This is a genomic window from Kitasatospora sp. NBC_00070, from assembly GCF_045041205.1.
In the GTDB taxonomy this organism is placed as follows: Bacteria; Actinomycetota; Actinomycetes; order Streptomycetales; family Streptomycetaceae; genus Kitasatospora.
This window is the reverse complement of record NZ_CP108247.1, coordinates 2,129,438-2,145,498: the sequence shown is the minus strand read 5'-3', so window position 1 is coordinate 2,145,498 and position 16,061 is coordinate 2,129,438. Positions and strand designations below refer to the sequence as shown.

The window sequence follows — 16,061 nt, the reverse complement described above, 5'->3', positions numbered from 1 at the left end:
CCTCCCTGCCCGAAAGGCAACCCAGAACCGTGAGCATCCGTATTCCGCGCACCGTCGCGATCGGCGCCGCCACCTTCCTGGCCGCCGGCAGCATCACCATGGCCGGCACCGCGCACGCGGCCGAGGCGACCCCGGTCATCGGTACCCTGACCCTCAACCCGGCGACCGGGACCGACGAGGACTCGATCCAGCTGGTCAGCTCGGCAGCCTGCCCCGGCGGCACCAACATCCAGGGCCTGATCTTCGGCGCCGGCTTCCCGGCCGACGGCTTCGGTGTCACCACGAACCAGCTCCAGACCAACTTCCCGGTCGACGCCCAGGGCCACATGAACGTGCCACTGAGCGACACCCTGCGCGGCTTCGCGCAGAAGAACGGCTTCTCCACGCTGGCCGGCAAGTACGAGTTCCGGCTGCGCTGCCGGGCCAAGGTCGGCACCACCTACTTCGGTGACTTCCTCGGCGCGATCAACTTCAACACGCCCACCAGCTACACCTCGGTGGACACCACCCCGGTCGCGACGGCCACCAGCACCGCGCTGACCGTCACCCCGAACGGCTCCGCCACCGTCGGCGGCGACGTCACGCTGTCCGCCGCGGTGACCCCCGCCGCGCCCGGCACGGTCCAGTTCCTGGACGGCGCCACCCCGCTCGGCGCCCCGGTGGCCGTGACCGCCGGTCAGGCCGCCCTGACCGTCGGCACCCTGGCCCTGGGCGCGCACAACCTGTCCGCGGTCTTCACCTCGACCTCGACCGCCTTCCTGGGCTCGACCTCCTCGACGGTCGGCTACACCATCAGCCCCAAGGGTGCCGCCGCGACCAGCACCGCGCTGGCCATCACCCCGGCCGGCTCGGCCGCCAAGAACACCCCGGTCACGCTGAGCGCCACCGTGACGCCGGCCGGCACCGCCGGTTCGGTCCAGTTCCGGGACGGCGGCACGCTGCTCGGCACCCAGTCGGCGAACGGCGGCACCGCCGAGCTGACCGTCGCCAACCTGGCGGAGGGCGACCACCTGCTGACCGCCACCTTCGTCCCGGCCGCCCCGGCCGACTTCGCGGCCTCGACCTCCCCGGTCGTGCCGTTCACCGTCACCCCGCCGGTGGTGGTCCCGAACCCGGGCGACCCGCTGCCGCCGTCGCCGGTCTTCGAGACCATCACCACCTCGGTCGCCCCCGGCGCCCTGGTGATCAGCGTGGCGGGCACCAACGTCACCCTGCCGCCGCTCGCCCTGAACGGCGACAGCACCCTGTACTCCACCACCGGTGCGATCCAGACCGTCACCGTCACGGACACCCGCGCGGGTGCGCCGGGCTGGTCGGTCAGCGGCCGGGTGGACCAGTTCGCCTCGGGTGCCAACCAGATCAACGCGCAGAACCTCGGCTGGGCCCCGAACCTGGTCGCCAAGGGTGACGGTCTCAAGATCAACCTCGGTGGCCAGATCGCTCCGGCGAACGCCGTCGCCGCCGCCGACAACGGTGTGTTCGGCCTGAAGTCCTCCCGGACCCTGGCCACCGCGACCGGCCTCGGCACCGCCAAGCTCGGCGCCGACCTCACCCTGCTCGCCCCGACCTCCACGCTGGCCGGGACGTACCAGGGCCTGCTCACCCTGACGGCGATCTGACGCCGGTAGTTCACCGGGACCGAGTGCGCCCTTAACCCGGCGGCAGGGCCGTCCGCGCGACACTACGTCGAACCCGTGGACGGCCCGGCCGCCGGTGTCCAACTTCCGTACCAGCAAGCGAGGATGACGCCGCCGATGCGCCGATGGTTCCTACTGCCCCTCCTGGCGGTCGCCGCTCTGGCGATGACCGGTGGGACGGCGTACGCCGACGACCCGCCGGCCGCTCCGGCCGCCCCGGCGGCGTCCGCCGCGCAGACCTTCGGCATCCAGCCCGCGACCGCCACCGAGCCGGACGCCCGGGGCACCTTCTCCTACGCGGCCACCCCCGGCGCGCTGCTCAAGGACCACGTCGCGGTCTGGAACTACGGCGAGCAGCCGCTCACCGTGCGGCTCTACCCCGCCGACGCCTTCAACACCGACAGCGGCGGCTACGACGTGCTGCCCGACGGCAAGCCCTCGACCCAGGCCGGGAGTTGGCTGAAGACCTCGGTCGGCTCGGTGACCCTGCCCGGCCGCAGTCGGCAGATCGTCCCGTTCACCCTGGCCGTGCCCGCCGACGCCGCGCCCGGCGACCACGCGGCCGGCATCGTGGTCGCGGTCCGGGCCGAGAGCAAGGACGCCAAGGGCAACGCGGTCACGGTCGACCAGCGGGTCGGTTCCCGGGTGAACATCCGGGTCTCCGGCGACCTGAGGGCCGAGCTCAAGGTGGAGAACGCCAAGGCGGCCTACCACCCGAGCCTGAACCCGCTGGACACCGGCCGGACCACGGTCAGCTACACCGTCCGCAACACCGGCAACGTCCGGCTCGGCGGCAAGCAGGCGGTCCGGGTCGGCAACGTGTTCGGCTCGATCGCCACCGGCAACGCCCCGGCCGACCTCCAGGAGTTGCTGCCCGGCAACGCGGTCAACTACAGCTTCGACGTCTCCGGGGTCTACCCCACGCTGTGGGGCACCGCCGGGATCACCATCGACCCGCTGCCGGTGGCCGGGGACAAGGATCCGAAGCTGGTCAGCGACGTCTCCAAGCACCGCTTCGCGCTGATCCCCTGGACCACGCTGGCCGCGCTGCTGCTGCTCGCCCTGCTGACCGGCCGCCGGTGGCTGAACCGGTGCCGCCGCCGGACGCCCGGGGCGCCGGCCATGCCGTCGGCGCTGCCCGCCCCGGTGGCCGCCGCAGCCGTCCTGCTGGCCGCCCTTACGTTCGGCCAACTTGCTGATGCCCCAAGGGCGTTCGCCGCCGATCCGGTCGGCACGCTGTCCTTCGACTACCCGAAGGGCCACGACGACGACGCGATCGACCTGCTCAGCTCCGGGCCCTGCCCCGATCCGGCCAACTACCTGACGGTGCGGATCAACGGAGCCGGATTCCCGGCCGAGGGCGCCCCGCTGACCGGGACGGTGGCCGCCTCGGTCTACCGGGCCGCCCCCAACGGCGGCTTCGTCCTGCCGCTGGCCAACACCCTCAAGGTGGTGGCCACCCAGGCGGGTTCGGGTCCGCTCAAGGGCGAGTACACCATCACCGCCAGCTGCCGGCACAAGGTCAAGCCCGCCTCGGTCAAGGACTTCACCGCCGTCCTCACCTTCACCGACCCGACCACCTGGACCACCGCCGCAGTGGCTCCCGCAGGCATGCTGCACCAGGCCGTCGCCGCCGAGCCGATGCCCACCCCGGCCAAGGGCGCGGCGCCCGGCGCGGCCGGGTCCGCCGCCGCCCCGGCCGCCGACTCCGGGGTGCCGCTGTACTCCTGGCTCGCCGTCAGTGCCGGACTGCTGCTGCTCGGTTGGCTGACCGTGCCGTACGCCCGCCGGCTCCGGGCCCGCCGGGCGGCCGCCGAGGAGGCCGCCGAATGACCGCCGTACTGGCCGAGACCCCGGTCGGGACGGGCACCCCGCCGCCGGTGCCGCCCGCCGCGCCCGCCGTCGCTCCGGTCCGCCGACTCCGGCCGGACGGGGCTCAGTTGGCCGGTGCCGCGCTGGCCATCCTGGCCGGGCTGCTGCTCGGCCTGCTGTTCGACTTCGGCCCGCTGGGCGGGCTGCGCCACCTGCGCGACCACCAGACCGGCTACGCCGAGCTGCGGCTCACGCTGGCCCAGGGGACGGCACCGATCGGCCAGTTGGACGCCGACGGCAAGCCGGTCCGGCCGGGCACCCCGGTGGCCCTGCTGGAGATCCCGCAGCTCGGCCTGCGCGAGGTGATCCGGGAGGGCAGCACCGGTGAGGTGCTGGCGGCCGGTCCCGGCCACCGGCGGGACACCGCGATGCCCGGCCAGGCCGGGGCCAGCGTGCTGCTCGGGCGGCAGGCCGGCTTCGGCGGCGCGTTCGGCAGCATCGGCGAGCTGCGGGCGGGGGAGACCTTCACCGTCACCACCGGCCAGGGCCGGCACACCTTCCGGGTGGTCGGCGTCCGCCGGGCGGGCGACCCGGTGCCACCGGCGGTCAAGAAGGGCGCGGGCCGGGTGGTGCTGGTCACCGCCGACGGTCCGCTGTACGCGCCGTCCGGTCTGCTGCTGGTGGACGCCGACCTGACCAGCGAGGTCCAGGAGGCGAACGCCCGGCCGCTCAGCGCCGCCGCGCTGCCCGCCGCCGAGAAGGCGCTGGGCACCGAGGACGCCGCCTGGGTGCCGCTGGTGCTCTGGGGCGAGGCGCTGCTGCTGGCCGCCGTCGGGCTGGCGCTGGCCTGGTCGCGCTGGGGGCGGCACCAGAGCTGGATCGTCGGCGTGCCGGTGCTGAGCGCGCTCGGCCTGGCGGTCGCCGATCAGGTCGCCCGCCTGCTGCCCAACCTGATCTGACTGCCCAGCACCTGACCGCCCGGAACCTGAGCCATCGTCACCTGATTCGTCGTCACCGAGCATCAAGAAAGGGGCCCGTACCGTGAGCCTCGACACCACGGCCGTCCTGCCGACCGTCCGGCAGAGCTCGGCGGGCACGCTGGACGCCCGCGCGGTCTCGGCCTGGTTCGGCGACCGCAAGGTCCTGGAGCAGGTCTCGTTGCTGATGCCGGCCGGTCAGGTCACCGCCCTGATCGGCCCCTCCGGCTGCGGTAAGTCCACCTTCCTGCGCATCCTCAACCGGATGCACGAGCTGATCCCGAGCGCCGCGCTGGCCGGTGAGGTGCTGTTGGACGGCGCCGACATCTACGCCCCCGAGCGGCGGCTCACCAGCGCCCGGCGGGACATCGGGATGGTCTTCCAGAAGCCGAACCCGTTCCCGGCGATGTCGATCTACGACAACGTGGTGGCCGGGCTCAAGCTCACCGGCGTACGGGCCTCGCGGGCCGAGAAGGACCACCTGGTCGAGGAGTGCCTGAGCAAGGCCGGCCTGTGGAAGGAGGTGCAGGACCGCCTCCGGCAGCCCGGCGGCGCACTCTCCGGCGGCCAGCAGCAGCGGCTCTGCATCGCCCGCTCGCTGGCGGTCCGGCCCAAGATCCTGCTGATGGACGAGCCCTGCTCGGCCCTCGACCCGACCTCCACCCGCCGGATCGAGCAGACCATCCGGGAACTGGTCGAGGAGGTCACCATCGTGATCGTCACCCACAACATGCAGCAGGCCCAGCGGGTCTCCGACCAGTGCGCGTTCTTCCTCGCCGAGCAGGGCACCCCGGGCGGCATCGTGGAGCACGGCCCGACCGACGCGATGTTCGGCGCCCCGTCGGACCAGCGCACCTCGGACTACGTGAACGGCCGCTTCGGATAGCCGGACAGGTGCGTCGCCGCAGGTGGGACGGCACGCGCATATGATCTGGCAATGCATCGTGACCAGATCGACGGCGTGCCCGTCCTGTGGGCGGAGGCGCCCGGTCCGCTCGAAGCCGTCCTGCTCTTCGGGTGCGGGGCGAGCGACGAGACCTTCCGGACGCTGGGCGTGACCCACCTCGTCGAACACCTGGCGATGAGCACGCTGCCCAGGCTGCACCACGACCACAACGCCTCGGTGGACCTGAACCTGACCCAGTTCACCGCGACCGGGCGCCCGGAGCAGGTGGTCGAGTTCCTGGCCAAGGTCTGCGAGGCGCTGGGCGCCCTCCCGCTGGACCGGATCGAGCGGGAGGCCGGGGTGCTGGCCGCCGAGAACGGCGCGGTGACCGACCCGACCACCGCCGAGCTGCTCTCCAGCCGCTTCGGCACCCAGGGCCCGGGACTGGCCTCCTTCCCCGGCCCGGGGCCCGACCGGATCCCGGTCGAGGCGGTGCGCGACCTGGTCACCCGCTACTTCCACGCCGACAACGCGGTGCTGGTGCTGACCGGCCCGCCGCCCGCCGGGCTCCGGCTGCCGCTGCCGGCCGGTGAGCGGCCGGACCGCAGCGCCGCCCATCCGGTCCGGCAGACCGGTCCGTCCTGGCAGCAGGCCGACGTGCCGGGCCCGGGCCTGGCGCTCTCCTGCGACCTGGACGACCCGGCCCTGCACCTGGCGCTGAACCTGCTCCGGCAGCGGCTGACCGAGCTGGTCCGGCATCAGCACGGCCTCAGCTACGACGTGGGCGGCGACGTCGCGCACGCCGGACCGGCCTGGGGCGAGCGGGTGATCTGCCTGGACGCCCGGGAGGGCCAGGAGCAGCGGGTGGCCGAACTGCTCTGGCAGGAGGCGCTCCGGCTGGCCACCGAGAACGCGTCCGAGGCGGAGCTCGCCGAGGAGGTGGAGGGAGCCCGCGAGGTGTTCGAGGACCCGCGCTCGGTGGTCTACGAACTCGGCGAGGCCGCCGGGGAGTTCCTGCTCGGCGGGACCTACCGCCCGGCCGCCGACCGGCTGGACGCGATGCGCCGGGTGACCCCGGACGCGCTCCGGACGGCCTTCGCGACCGCGCTGGAGTCCGCCCTGCTGGTCGTCCCGCTGGACACCGAGGTCGCCCTGCGGCTCCCGGACGGGGCCGAGCTGGCCCGGTACCGCTGCACCGATGCGGCCGAACTCCCGCGCGGCGGGCAGGAGTTCCGGCCTTCCCTGAAGGACCGGCTGCGCTACCCGGCGGCCCGGCGGACCCGTCTCGTGGTCACCGGCGACGGTCTGTGGTCCAGCCAGTCCGACGGCTCCGTGCACCACCTGCCGTTCACCGACGTGGTCGGGGTGGAACAGCGCGGCCCCGGCCGAATGGTCTTCGGCCGGGGCAACTGCTGGATGCCGGTCCTGCCCGACGTCTTCCACGGCATCGCCCCGGCGGTCCGGGCGATCGACGCGGCCGTCCCGGCGGCGCTGTGCTACCCGGCCTCGGACTTCAACTCGGAGGACTGACCGACCGGTTCGCAGGGTGGCCGGTCAGACCGCGAACCTGAGCACCTCGGTCGGGGGTGACCCGGATGACCAGCCGCACCTCGCAGGGCGCGGACCTCGGGGTCGAGCGTCGGGGTGCTCGTCGTGGGGCTCCTTCGGGTGGGATCAGACCAGGGCGTGGACGGGTGCGGGGGCGTCGGCCGCCGCCGGGGCCGGGCGGCGGAGCAGGACGGCGACCAGGACGAAGGCCAGCACCAGCAGGCCGGTGCCGATCCCGAAGGCGAGCCGGAAGCCGTCGGTGAGCGCGGCCGGCGCTGACGCACCGTCGGCCAGCAGGCTGTCGGCGCGGCTGCCCGCCAGGGTGGCCAGCACGGCCACGCCGAGGGCGCCACCGACCTGCTGGGTGGTGTTGAAGAGACCGGAGCTGACCCCCGCGTCCTCGGGGCTCGCGTCGGCCATGGCGAGCGAGGTGAGGGCCGAGATGGCCAGCCCGAAGCCGCCCGCGAGCAGCATGGTGGGGAGCAGGTGGACCGGGTAGGAGGCGTCCACCGGGAGCCTGGTCAGCAGGCCGATGGCAGCCACCAGCAGCGCCAACCCGCCGAGCAGCACGGCGCGTTCGCCGAACCGGGCGTTCAGCCGGGCGGACAGCAGGAGCGAGACGGTACCGATCACGAGCGCGGCCGGGAGCATCGCGAACCCGGTGGCGGCGGCGCCGTAGCCGAGCACGTTCTGCAGGTAGAGCGCGATCAGCACCTGGAAGCCGAACAGTGCGGAGACCATCAGGACCTGCACCAGGTTGGCCCCGGCGACGGTGCGGGACCGGAGCAGCCGCAGCGGCAGCAGCGGTTCGGCGGCCCGCCGCTGGCGGAGGACGAAGCCGATGAGCAGCAGGACGGCGAGGCCGCCGAGCAGCAGGGCGCCCCAGCCGAGCCGGTCGATCGAGACGATCGCGTAGACGCCGGTCATCAGCCCGGCGGTGACCAGGGCGGCGCCGGGCAGGTCGAGACCCCGGAGCGAGCGGGCCGGGCCGTCGGCGGCCAGCACCCGGACGGAGAGCAGCACGGCGGCGATGCCGATCGGCAGGTTGACGAAGAAGATCCAGTTCCAGCCGACCGCCTCGGTCAGCACCCCGCCGAGCACCTGCCCGATCGAGGCGCCGGCCGCGCCGACGAAGCTGAACGCGCCGATCGCCCGGCCGCGCTCGCCCGGTTCGGGGAAGAGCGTGACGATCATGCCGAGGCTGACCGCAGAGGCCATCGCCCCGCCGATGCCCTGCAGGAACCGGGCGCCGATCAGCAGTTCCTGACTGTCCGCCACCCCGCAGAGCAGCGACGCCACGGTGAAGATCAGCAGCCCCGCGACGAACATCCGGCGGCGGCCGAGCAGGTCACCGAGCCGCCCGGCCAGCAGGAGCAGCCCGCCGAAGGCGATCAGGTAGGCGTTGACCGTCCAGGTCAGGTCCTCCGGCGAGAAGGCCAGGTCGGCCTGGATGGCGGGCAGCGCCACCGTCACGATGCTGCCGTCCAGAATGATCATCAGCATCCCGGCGCAGAGCACCGCGAGTGCGAACCAGCGTGAGTGGACGGCTTGCTGGGCGTGCGGGGTCATGGGGTCCCTCCCGTTCGACGAGTACGGGTAGGACGCTATCAGATAGTCCCGTACGGGACTATCTTTTCTTGGATCGTCTTCTTCGGAGCTACCCCCGGGCCCGCCGGGCCCGGCGGACCGGGCGGTCGCTCTCGACCGCCGTGGCGAGGTGTCCCTCCTGGAGGGTGGTCAGGGCGCGCAGCAGTGCCGCCCCGTCCGTCCCGGGCAGGGCGTCCAGGACCTCCTGGTGCACCCGGTCGACGATCCGCACGCCTGCGGCGACCGCCTCGGCGCCGTCCGGGGTGACCGAGATGATCCGGGCCCGCCGGTCGGTGCTGGACGGCCGGCGCTCGGCCAGGCCGAGGCGCTCCAGCTCGTCGACGGTGACCACCATGGTGGTCTTGTCCAGGTCGGCGATCTCGGCCAGCTGGATCTGGGTCCGCTCCTGCTCCTGGGCGTGCAGCAGGACGCAGAAGCCGCGCGGGGTGATCTCCAGTCCGCTCGCGGCGAAGGCGGCGGACATGCGGGTCGCCAGGACGTGGCTGGTGTGGGCCAGTAGGCCGGAGAGGTCCAGAACGGTTCGGGTGGTCATGCCCGCAGTCTACAAAACTGCGACAGGTTCCGGATTATCCGAAAGCGGACTACTGCTCGGGGTGCAGCGGCGCGCCCTCGCGCAGCACCAGCGAGACCAGCTCGTGCTGGGAGTCCGTCAGCCGGGGGTCGGCGCAGTGCACCGTCCGCCCGTCCACGGTGATCGCATAGTGGAAACCGTCCGGCACCCCGTACGAGGGCGCGCGCAGCCCGCCCGCCACCGCCTCCCTGGCCAGCGCGTGCACGTGGGGCGCGTCGGTCCGCTCGGCGGTGTCCAGCTCGGCTCGGAGGGGGCGGCCGGCCAGGCCGCCGGTCCGGGTCACCTGGATACGCATGGTTGTCAGTGTGCTACGCACCGGTGCCGTCGCGCTGCCCGTTCCGGTGAAAATGCGGTGCGGAGTCGGAGTGGTTCCGGAGAGGGGGATCTGATGGAGCGTCAGTTCGAGTCCGTCTCACAGGGTGGAATGGTGGCGAGGCTCACTGTGGGGAGGGTGGGGGCTGGGTTACGCTGGTGCACATCATGCGTTACGGGCTGCTTCTTCTTAGCTGCCGCGGCGAGGGCCTGTAGACCACTGAAGGCCGGCTCCCTCGCCGCGGGGGACCGTGCTGCGCCCGCACCGATGCGGCGCACCAGTCGGCCGAGTCGGGTGTCCATTCACCCCGACCAGCCCGCATACCGAGTTCGGAAGCCGAGAGTCTCCTCCATGACTGAGCAGTCCGCCATCGCTCGCGCGTTCAACGACCGCCCCACCCCGATCACCGCCGCGGCCACCCCGCAGAAGCCGTCCGGGATGCCGTTCCAGCGCTACGTACCCTTCGGCACCGTGGACCTGCCGGACCGGACCTGGCCGAGCAAGGTGATCACCCAGGCACCGCGCTGGCTGTCCACCGACCTGCGGGACGGCAACCAGGCGCTGATCGACCCGATGTCCCCGGCCCGCAAGCGCAAGATGTTCGACCTGCTGGTCAAGCTGGGCTACAAGGAGATCGAGGTCGGCTTCCCGTCCTCCGGCGCCACCGACTTCGAGTTCGTCCGCTCGCTGATCAACGAGGACGCGATCCCCGAGGACGTCACCATCTCGGTGCTGACCCAGGCCCGCGAGGACCTGATCGAGCGCACCGTGGAGTCCCTGGTCGGCGCCCCGCGCGCGACCGTCCACCTGTACAACGCCACCTCGCCGCTGTTCCGCCGGGTGGTCTTCAAGGGCAGCAAGGACGACATCAAGGCGATCGCCGTGGACGGCACCCGCCTGGTGATGGAGTACGCCGAGAAGATCCTGCGGGACGACACCGTCTTCGGCTACGAGTACTCGCCGGAGATCTTCATCGACACCGAGCTGGACTTCGCGCTGGACGTCTGCGAGTCGGTGATGGACGTCTGGCAGCCGGGCGAGGGCCGCGAGATCATCCTGAACCTGCCGACCACGGTCGAGCGCTCCACCCCGAACGTCTACGCCGACAAGATCGAGTGGATGTCGCGGAACCTGACCCGCCGTGAGTTCGTCGCGCTGTCCACCCACCCGCACAACGACCGGGGCACCGGCGTGGCCTCCGCCGAGCTGGCCATCATGGCCGGGGCGGACCGGGTCGAGGGCTGCCTGTTCGGCCAGGGCGAGCGGACCGGCAACCTGGACCTGGTGAACGTCGGGATGAACCTGTTCTCGCAGGGCGTCGACCCGATGATCGACTTCTCCGACATCGACGAGATCCGCCGCACCGCCGAGTACTGCAACCAGATGCCGGTGCCGGAGCGCCACCCCTACGCCGGCGACCTGGTGTACACCTCCTTCTCCGGCTCGCACCAGGACGCGATCAAGAAGGGCTTCGACGCCCTGGAGGCCGACGCCAAGGCGGCGGGCGTGCCGGTCGGCACGTACACCTGGGGCGTCCCGTACCTGCCGATCGACCCGAAGGACGTCGGCCGCTCGTACGAGGCGGTCATCCGGGTCAACAGCCAGTCCGGCAAGGGCGGCATCGCCTACGTGCTGAAGAACGACCACAAGCTGGACCTGCCGCGCCGTCAGCAGATCGAGTTCTCCCGGATCATCCAGGCCAAGACCGACGCCGAGGGCGGCGAGGTCACCCCGGCCGAGATCTGGAGCGTCTTCCAGGACGAGTACCTGCCCACCCCCGCCAACCCGTGGGGCCGGATCACGCTGAGCGGTTCGCGCAGCCTGACCACCGAGGACGGCCGGGACGTGCTGTCCACCGAGGCCGTGCTGGACGGGCAGCCGGTCACCCTGAACGGCACCGGCAACGGCCCGGTCTCCGCCTTCGTCAACGCGCTGGCCGGGATCGGCGTGGACGTCCGGGTGCTGGACTACGCCGAGCACGCGCTGAGCGAGGGCGGCGACGCCCAGGCCGCCGCGTACGTCGAGTGCGCGGTGGACGGCCAGGTGCTGTGGGGCGTCGGCATCGACGGCAACACCGTGCTGGCCTCGCTGAAGGCCGTGGTCAGCGCCGTCAACCGGGCGCAGCGCGCCTGACCCACCCTCAGGGGGCCGCCGCCGGCGGCCCCCTGAGGCGTTCGCGGAATGTGTTCTGCACCACATCTTTACCCGTTCGGGGTGCTGACACCCGTGCGTAACCATGGCAGCATCTATCCACCGGAACCGGGGTCGGTGGGACGATCGCGGAGTCCGGTCGCGTGACCTGCCCATTGTTGTGCAGGCCGCCTGCCATGTCTGGGGAGTGGCGCCGTGACAGGGTTGTGGGGTGTCCGTCCTCGTTGGCGGACTGATGTCCTCGGTGATTTCTTCTGTCCGGGCTGTGGTGGGGACCGCAACTACCGCCGTCAACACGGCCGGCGGTGGCTGCGGTTGCTCGGCACCCCGGTGCTGCCCGTCGGCCCGGTGACCGCCTGCGTGCAGTGCACCTCCTGCCACCGCCGCTACGGCGTCGAGACCCTCGACCAACTCACCTGCGTCCGGCTGGCCGCAATGCTGCGGGATGCCCAGTACACCGTCGCGCTCGCCGTGCTCGCCGCCGGCGGCACCGGCAGCCGCTCCGCCCGGGACGCGGCCTGCGGCGTGATCCGCGAGGCCGGGTTCGAGGACTGCGGCGAAGCCCAGGTGCTGGCCGCACTGGCCGCGCTCTCCGGGGTCGGCGGCGAGGCCCCGATCGACCTGGCCGGGGCCGGCAGCGGGCTGACCGTCGAACTGCACGCCGCGATCGAGCCGTTGGCCCCGCACCTGGCCCAGGGCGGCCGGGAGCGACTGGTCCTCCAGGGTGCCTGGATCGCGCTGGCCGACGGACGCTACCTCCCCCAGGAGCGCGCCGCCCTGGCCGCCGTCGGCCGCTGCCTCAAGCTCCCCGCCGGCCGCGTCGACGAACTCCTGGAGGCCGCCACCAACGCCCCCCACTGACCCCCACCGCCTCCCCACAGGCCGGGCCCGACTCCCCCCTCCGGGCCCGCCGTGACCCGCACCCACTGGTCCCCCCACGAGACCGGGTGCGGGCCTTACGGCTGCACCCCGCCTGTGGCGGGCTTGCGTGTGGGCAGTGCGGGTCGCCTGCGGCGGGCTGACGGGACTGGTGCAGGGTGGCGTCCGCGGCTGCGCCGGGCACCGTGGTTGTCGCTGTGCTGGGAAGCCGCCTGCGGCCGGCTCCCGGGATTGCCGGAGGGTGGCGTCCGCGGCTGCGCCGGGCCGCAGGGGTCGTCGCCTGCGGCGGGCTTGCGGTGGGCACCGTGGTTGTCGCTGTGCCGGGAAGCCGCCTGCGGCGGGCTCCCGGGATCGGTGCAGGGTGGCGTGCACGGCTGCGCCGATCGTTTGCGGGGTGGCCGCAGGTGGGAACCGTTTCTGCGCCAGGCCGTAGCGGGTGAGCTCGGTTGTTGGTGGCTGCCTTCGGTGCTTCGCCAAGGCCCGCCGCAGGCGGCTCTCGTGGTGGTCGTACCGCGGGGCTCGCCCGTCGGCGTAGCGGGGTGTCGCCCGGGCTCGCTGCGGGCGTGGGCGGGGCTGTCGGTGGGGTGGGCGAGAATGGGGGGTATGAGTCTGTTCCGGGACGACGGCGTTGTGCTGCGTACGCAGAAGTTGGGCGAGGCCGACCGGATCATCACCCTGTTGACCCGTCAGCACGGGAAGGTGCGGGCGGTGGCGCGGGGCATTCGTAAGACGAAGTCGAAGTTCGGGGCGCGGCTGGAGCCGTTCTCGCACGTGGACGTGCAGTTCTTCAGCCGGGGGGCGGAGCTGATCGGCCGGGGCCTGCCGCTCTGCACCCAGGTGGAGACCATCGCGCCGTACGGCGGCGGCATCGTCACGGACTACGGCCGGTACACGGCCGGCACCGCGATGCTGGAGACGGCCGAGCGGTTCGCGGAGAACGAGGGCGAGCCGGCCGTCCAGCAGTACCTGCTGCTGGTCGGCGGGCTCCGGACGCTGGCGGCCGGCACGCACCAGTCGCACCTGGTGCTGGACGCGTTCCTGCTCCGCTCGCTGGCCGTCAACGGCTACGGCGCCAGCTTCACCGACTGCGCGAAGTGCGGGCTGCCCGGCCCGAACCGGTTCTTCTCGCTGCAGGCGGGCGGGGTGCTCTGCGGTGACTGCCGCGTGCCTGGCTGTGCCGTACCCTCCCCTGAGACACTGGTACTGCTCGGCGCGCTGCTGTCAGGGGACTGGCGGACGGCGGACGGATGTGAGTCCCGGTACTGGCGGGAGGGCAGCGGCCTGGTCGCGGCCTACCTGCAGTGGCACCTGGAGCGGGGTATCCGCTCGATGAGATACGTGGAGAAGTGAGCATGGCAGCGCGACGGCTCTTCGGCAGCAAGCAGCGGGAGTACCTCCCCCCGACCCCGCACCCCAGCGGCGCCCGGCCGCCGAAGCTCCCGGGCGAGCTGATCCCGGGTCACGTCGCGATCGTGATGGACGGCAACGGCCGCTGGGCCAAGGAGCGCGGGCTGCCCCGCACCGAGGGCCACAAGGTCGGCGAGTCGGTGGTGCTGGACGTGCTCAAGGGCGCGATCGAGCTGGGCGTGAAGAACGTCTCGCTGTACGCCTTCTCCACCGAGAACTGGAAGCGGTCCCCGGAGGAGGTGAAGTTCCTGATGAACTTCAACCGGGACGTGATCCGCCGCCGCCGCGACGAGATGGACGCGATGGGCGTCCGGATCCGCTGGGCCGGCCGGATGCCCAAGCTCTGGAAGAGCGTGGTGCAGGAGCTCCAGGTCGCCGAGGAGCAGACCAGGAAGAACGACGCCGTCACCCTCTACATGTGCGTCAACTACGGCGGCCGGGCCGAGATCGCGGACGCGATGGCGGCGATCGCCCGTGACGTGGCCGACGGCCGGTTGGACCCGTCGAAGGTCGGCGAGAAGACCATCGCCAAGTACCTCTACCACCCCGACATGCCGGACGTGGACCTCTTCCTGCGCCCCAGCGGCGAGCAGCGCACCTCCAACTTCCTGCTCTGGCAGAGTGCTTACGCCGAGCTGGTGTTCCAGGACGTGCTCTGGCCGGACTTCGACCGCCGCGACCTGTGGCGGGCCTGCGAGCAGTACGCGATGCGCGACCGCCGGTTCGGCGGGGCCATTCCGAACGAGGTCGAGGTCCCGACCCAGCGCTGAACCGGCAAGCAGTGCGGGCCCGTACGCCGTCGCGTACGGGCCCGCACTGTTCGGGGTCTCAGACCTTCTTCGTGCACTCCGCGCAGGTGCCGAAGATCTCCAGGGTGTGCGCGATGTCGCTGTAGCCGTGCTCGGCCGCGATCGCGTTGGCCCAGCGCTCGACCGCCGGGCCCTCGACCTCGACGGTGGAGCCGCAGCTGCGGCAGACCAGGTGGTGGTGGTGCCCGCTGCTGCACCGGCGGTAGACCGCCTCGCCGTCGGCGGTGCGCAGCACGTCCACCTCACCGGCGTCGGCCAGCGACTGCAGGGTGCGGTAGACCGTGGTCAGACCGACCGAGTCGCCCCGGTGCTTGAGCAGGTCGTGCAGCTCCTGCGCACTGCGGAAGTCCTCGATCTCGTCCAGGGCCGCCGAGACGGCGGCTCGCTGCCGGGTCGATCGGGCGCGCGACGGGCCTGCGGTGGTCACCGTGGGTCCTCCTGGTCGTGGGGTGGTCTGGCACCTCATTGTGCCAGCCCCCGACTGGTGACCGAATCCTCCGCGCGACCCCGTTGCTGATCGGGCAGCCGCACCTCGCAGACCTCGGGTCCGTGGTCGCTCGCGGCCCGGTGCCGGCGCCGGGCCAGCGGGGTGGCGACGGCGCTGAGCACCGCGAAGACCACGATCGCCAGCAGCACGATGGTCGGCCCGGAGGGCAGGTCGGCCTGGTACGAACCGGTCACCCCGGCCACCGCGACCAGCACGCCGATCCCGATCGAGGCGGCCTGGGTCATCGCGAACGAACGGGTGAGCTGCTGGGCGGCCACCACCGGGACCACCATCAGCGCGCTGACCAGCAGCAGGCCGACCACCCGCATCGCCACCGTGACGGTGACCGCGGCCATCACGGCCAGCAGCAGGTTGAGGACCCGCACCGGCAGACCGGTGACCCGGGCGAACTCCTCGTCCTGGCAGATCGCGAAGAGCTGGCGGCGCAGGCCGATGGTGACCGCGATGACCACCGCGGCCAGCACCGTGATGGTGATCAGGTCGCTGGGCGCGACGGTCAGGATGGAGCCCCAGAGGTAGCTCTCCAGGCTGCCGTTGCCCGCCTGGGCGCTCATGCTGACCAGCATCTTCCCGCAGGCCATGCCGCCGTAGAAGAGCATCGCCAACGCGATGTCGCCGCGCTGGTTGCCGCGCGAGCGGACCAGCTCCATCACCACCGCGCCGAGGATGCAGACCAGCACGGCCATCCAGACCGGGCTGGTCTGGAAGAAGAAACCGAGGCCGACGCCGGTGAGCGCGACATGGCCCATGCCGTCGCCCATCAGCGCCTGCCGGCGCTGCACCAGGTAGATCCCGACGGCGGGCGCGGTGATGCCGACCAGCACGGCGGCGATCAGCGCGCGCTGCATGAAGTCGTAGCTGAGCATCTCGTTCATGCGAGTCGTCCCGGAGTCGTCGGATGGTCGGGCAGCTCGTGCGGAACGGCACCGCCCACCCGGCCGGAGGGCATCTGCAT

At 72.4% G+C, this 16,061-nt stretch carries 14 protein-coding genes; 9 read left to right on the top strand and 5 right to left on the bottom strand.

Going from position 1 to position 16,061, the window contains the following annotated elements:
• The first annotated feature begins 29 nt into the window (after positions 1–29).
• The 5 genes from OHV05_RS09910 (at position 30) to OHV05_RS09890 (ending at position 6,842) form a co-directional block, all read left to right on the top strand.
• Complete coding sequence (locus tag OHV05_RS09910; protein ID WP_405017349.1) at positions 30–1,619, top strand: Ig-like domain repeat protein; 1,590 nt, start codon at positions 30–32, stop codon at positions 1,617–1,619.
• Between the two features lie 135 nt (positions 1,620–1,754).
• Positions 1,755–3,470: a hypothetical protein gene (locus tag OHV05_RS09905; protein ID WP_405017348.1), complete on the top strand. Its 1,716-nt coding sequence runs from the start codon at positions 1,755–1,757 to the stop codon at positions 3,468–3,470.
• Complete coding sequence (locus tag OHV05_RS09900) at positions 3,467–4,408, top strand: sortase (protein ID WP_405017347.1); 942 nt, start codon at positions 3,467–3,469, stop codon at positions 4,406–4,408. Before OHV05_RS09905 ends, OHV05_RS09900 begins: the two co-directional genes overlap by 4 nt.
• 106 nt (positions 4,409–4,514) lie before the next feature.
• A complete protein-coding gene (locus OHV05_RS09895) occupies positions 4,515–5,312 on the top strand; it encodes a phosphate ABC transporter ATP-binding protein (RefSeq protein WP_405021417.1) in 798 nt (265 codons plus the stop codon).
• 51 nt (positions 5,313–5,363) lie between these two features.
• The gene (locus OHV05_RS09890) at positions 5,364–6,842 is read left to right on the top strand and encodes a M16 family metallopeptidase (RefSeq protein ID WP_405017346.1); all 1,479 of its coding nucleotides are present in this window, start codon (positions 5,364–5,366) and stop codon (positions 6,840–6,842) included.
• A 144-nt stretch (positions 6,843–6,986) separates the two neighbouring features.
• Here the strand turns inward: OHV05_RS09890 and OHV05_RS09885 are convergent, their stop codons facing one another.
• From OHV05_RS09885 to OHV05_RS09875, 3 genes are all read right to left on the bottom strand, one after another.
• Complete coding sequence (locus tag OHV05_RS09885; protein ID WP_405017345.1) at positions 6,987–8,429, bottom strand: MFS transporter; 1,443 nt, start codon at positions 8,427–8,429, stop codon at positions 6,987–6,989.
• A gap of 88 nt (positions 8,430–8,517) precedes the next feature.
• The gene (locus OHV05_RS09880; protein ID WP_405017344.1) at positions 8,518–9,000 is read right to left on the bottom strand and encodes a MarR family winged helix-turn-helix transcriptional regulator; all 483 of its coding nucleotides are present in this window, start codon (positions 8,998–9,000) and stop codon (positions 8,518–8,520) included.
• Positions 9,001–9,049: 49 nt separating this feature from the next.
• Positions 9,050–9,334, bottom strand: a complete 285-nt coding sequence (locus OHV05_RS09875) for a protealysin inhibitor emfourin (RefSeq protein WP_403033421.1) — start codon at positions 9,332–9,334, stop codon at positions 9,050–9,052.
• 369 nt (positions 9,335–9,703) lie between these two features.
• Between OHV05_RS09875 and leuA the strand changes: the two genes are divergently transcribed.
• From leuA to OHV05_RS09855, 4 genes are all read left to right on the top strand, one after another.
• Positions 9,704–11,485, top strand: a complete 1,782-nt coding sequence (leuA, locus tag OHV05_RS09870; protein ID WP_405017343.1) for a 2-isopropylmalate synthase — start codon at positions 9,704–9,706, stop codon at positions 11,483–11,485.
• Between the two features lie 333 nt (positions 11,486–11,818).
• Entirely contained in the window at positions 11,819–12,364 is a 546-nt protein-coding gene (locus OHV05_RS09865; RefSeq protein ID WP_405017342.1) for a TerB family tellurite resistance protein, read from the top strand.
• A gap of 621 nt (positions 12,365–12,985) precedes the next feature.
• Positions 12,986–13,732 (top strand): DNA repair protein RecO, encoded by a 747-nt coding sequence (gene recO, locus OHV05_RS09860; protein ID WP_405017341.1) that lies wholly within the window; start codon positions 12,986–12,988, stop codon positions 13,730–13,732.
• A 2-nt stretch (positions 13,733–13,734) separates the two neighbouring features.
• A complete protein-coding gene (locus tag OHV05_RS09855; protein WP_405017340.1) occupies positions 13,735–14,559 on the top strand; it encodes an isoprenyl transferase in 825 nt (274 codons plus the stop codon).
• A 58-nt stretch (positions 14,560–14,617) separates the two neighbouring features.
• On the opposite strand, the gene OHV05_RS09850 is transcribed toward OHV05_RS09855, so the two are convergent.
• Positions 14,618–15,025, bottom strand: coding sequence for a Fur family transcriptional regulator (locus OHV05_RS09850; protein WP_405017339.1), 408 nt, complete (start codon positions 15,023–15,025; stop codon positions 14,618–14,620).
• 35 nt (positions 15,026–15,060) lie between these two features.
• On the bottom strand, positions 15,061–15,981 hold the full coding sequence (locus OHV05_RS09845) for a metal ABC transporter permease (protein ID WP_405017338.1): 921 nt from the start codon (positions 15,979–15,981) through the stop codon (positions 15,061–15,063).
• Positions 15,982–16,061: the final 80 nt, after the last annotated feature.

Excerpts from the sequence above, each read along its gene's own strand:
- OHV05_RS09885 (WP_405017345.1), bottom strand. The coding sequence starts at position 8,429 with ATGACCCCGCACGCCCAGCAAGCCGTCCACTCACGCTGGTTCGCACTC.
- leuA (WP_405017343.1), top strand. The coding sequence starts at position 9,704 with ATGACTGAGCAGTCCGCCATCGCTCGCGCGTTCAACGACCGCCCCACC.
- OHV05_RS09905 (WP_405017348.1), top strand. The coding sequence starts at position 1,755 with ATGCGCCGATGGTTCCTACTGCCCCTCCTGGCGGTCGCCGCTCTGGCG.
- OHV05_RS09855 (WP_405017340.1), top strand. The coding sequence starts at position 13,735 with ATGGCAGCGCGACGGCTCTTCGGCAGCAAGCAGCGGGAGTACCTCCCC.
- OHV05_RS09880 (WP_405017344.1), bottom strand. The coding sequence starts at position 9,000 with ATGACCACCCGAACCGTTCTGGACCTCTCCGGCCTACTGGCCCACACC.
- OHV05_RS09875 (WP_403033421.1), bottom strand. The coding sequence starts at position 9,334 with ATGCGTATCCAGGTGACCCGGACCGGCGGCCTGGCCGGCCGCCCCCTC.
- recO (WP_405017341.1), top strand. The coding sequence starts at position 12,986 with ATGAGTCTGTTCCGGGACGACGGCGTTGTGCTGCGTACGCAGAAGTTG.
- OHV05_RS09845 (WP_405017338.1), bottom strand. The coding sequence starts at position 15,981 with ATGAACGAGATGCTCAGCTACGACTTCATGCAGCGCGCGCTGATCGCC.
- OHV05_RS09890 (WP_405017346.1), top strand. The coding sequence starts at position 5,364 with ATGCATCGTGACCAGATCGACGGCGTGCCCGTCCTGTGGGCGGAGGCG.
- OHV05_RS09900 (WP_405017347.1), top strand. The coding sequence starts at position 3,467 with ATGACCGCCGTACTGGCCGAGACCCCGGTCGGGACGGGCACCCCGCCG.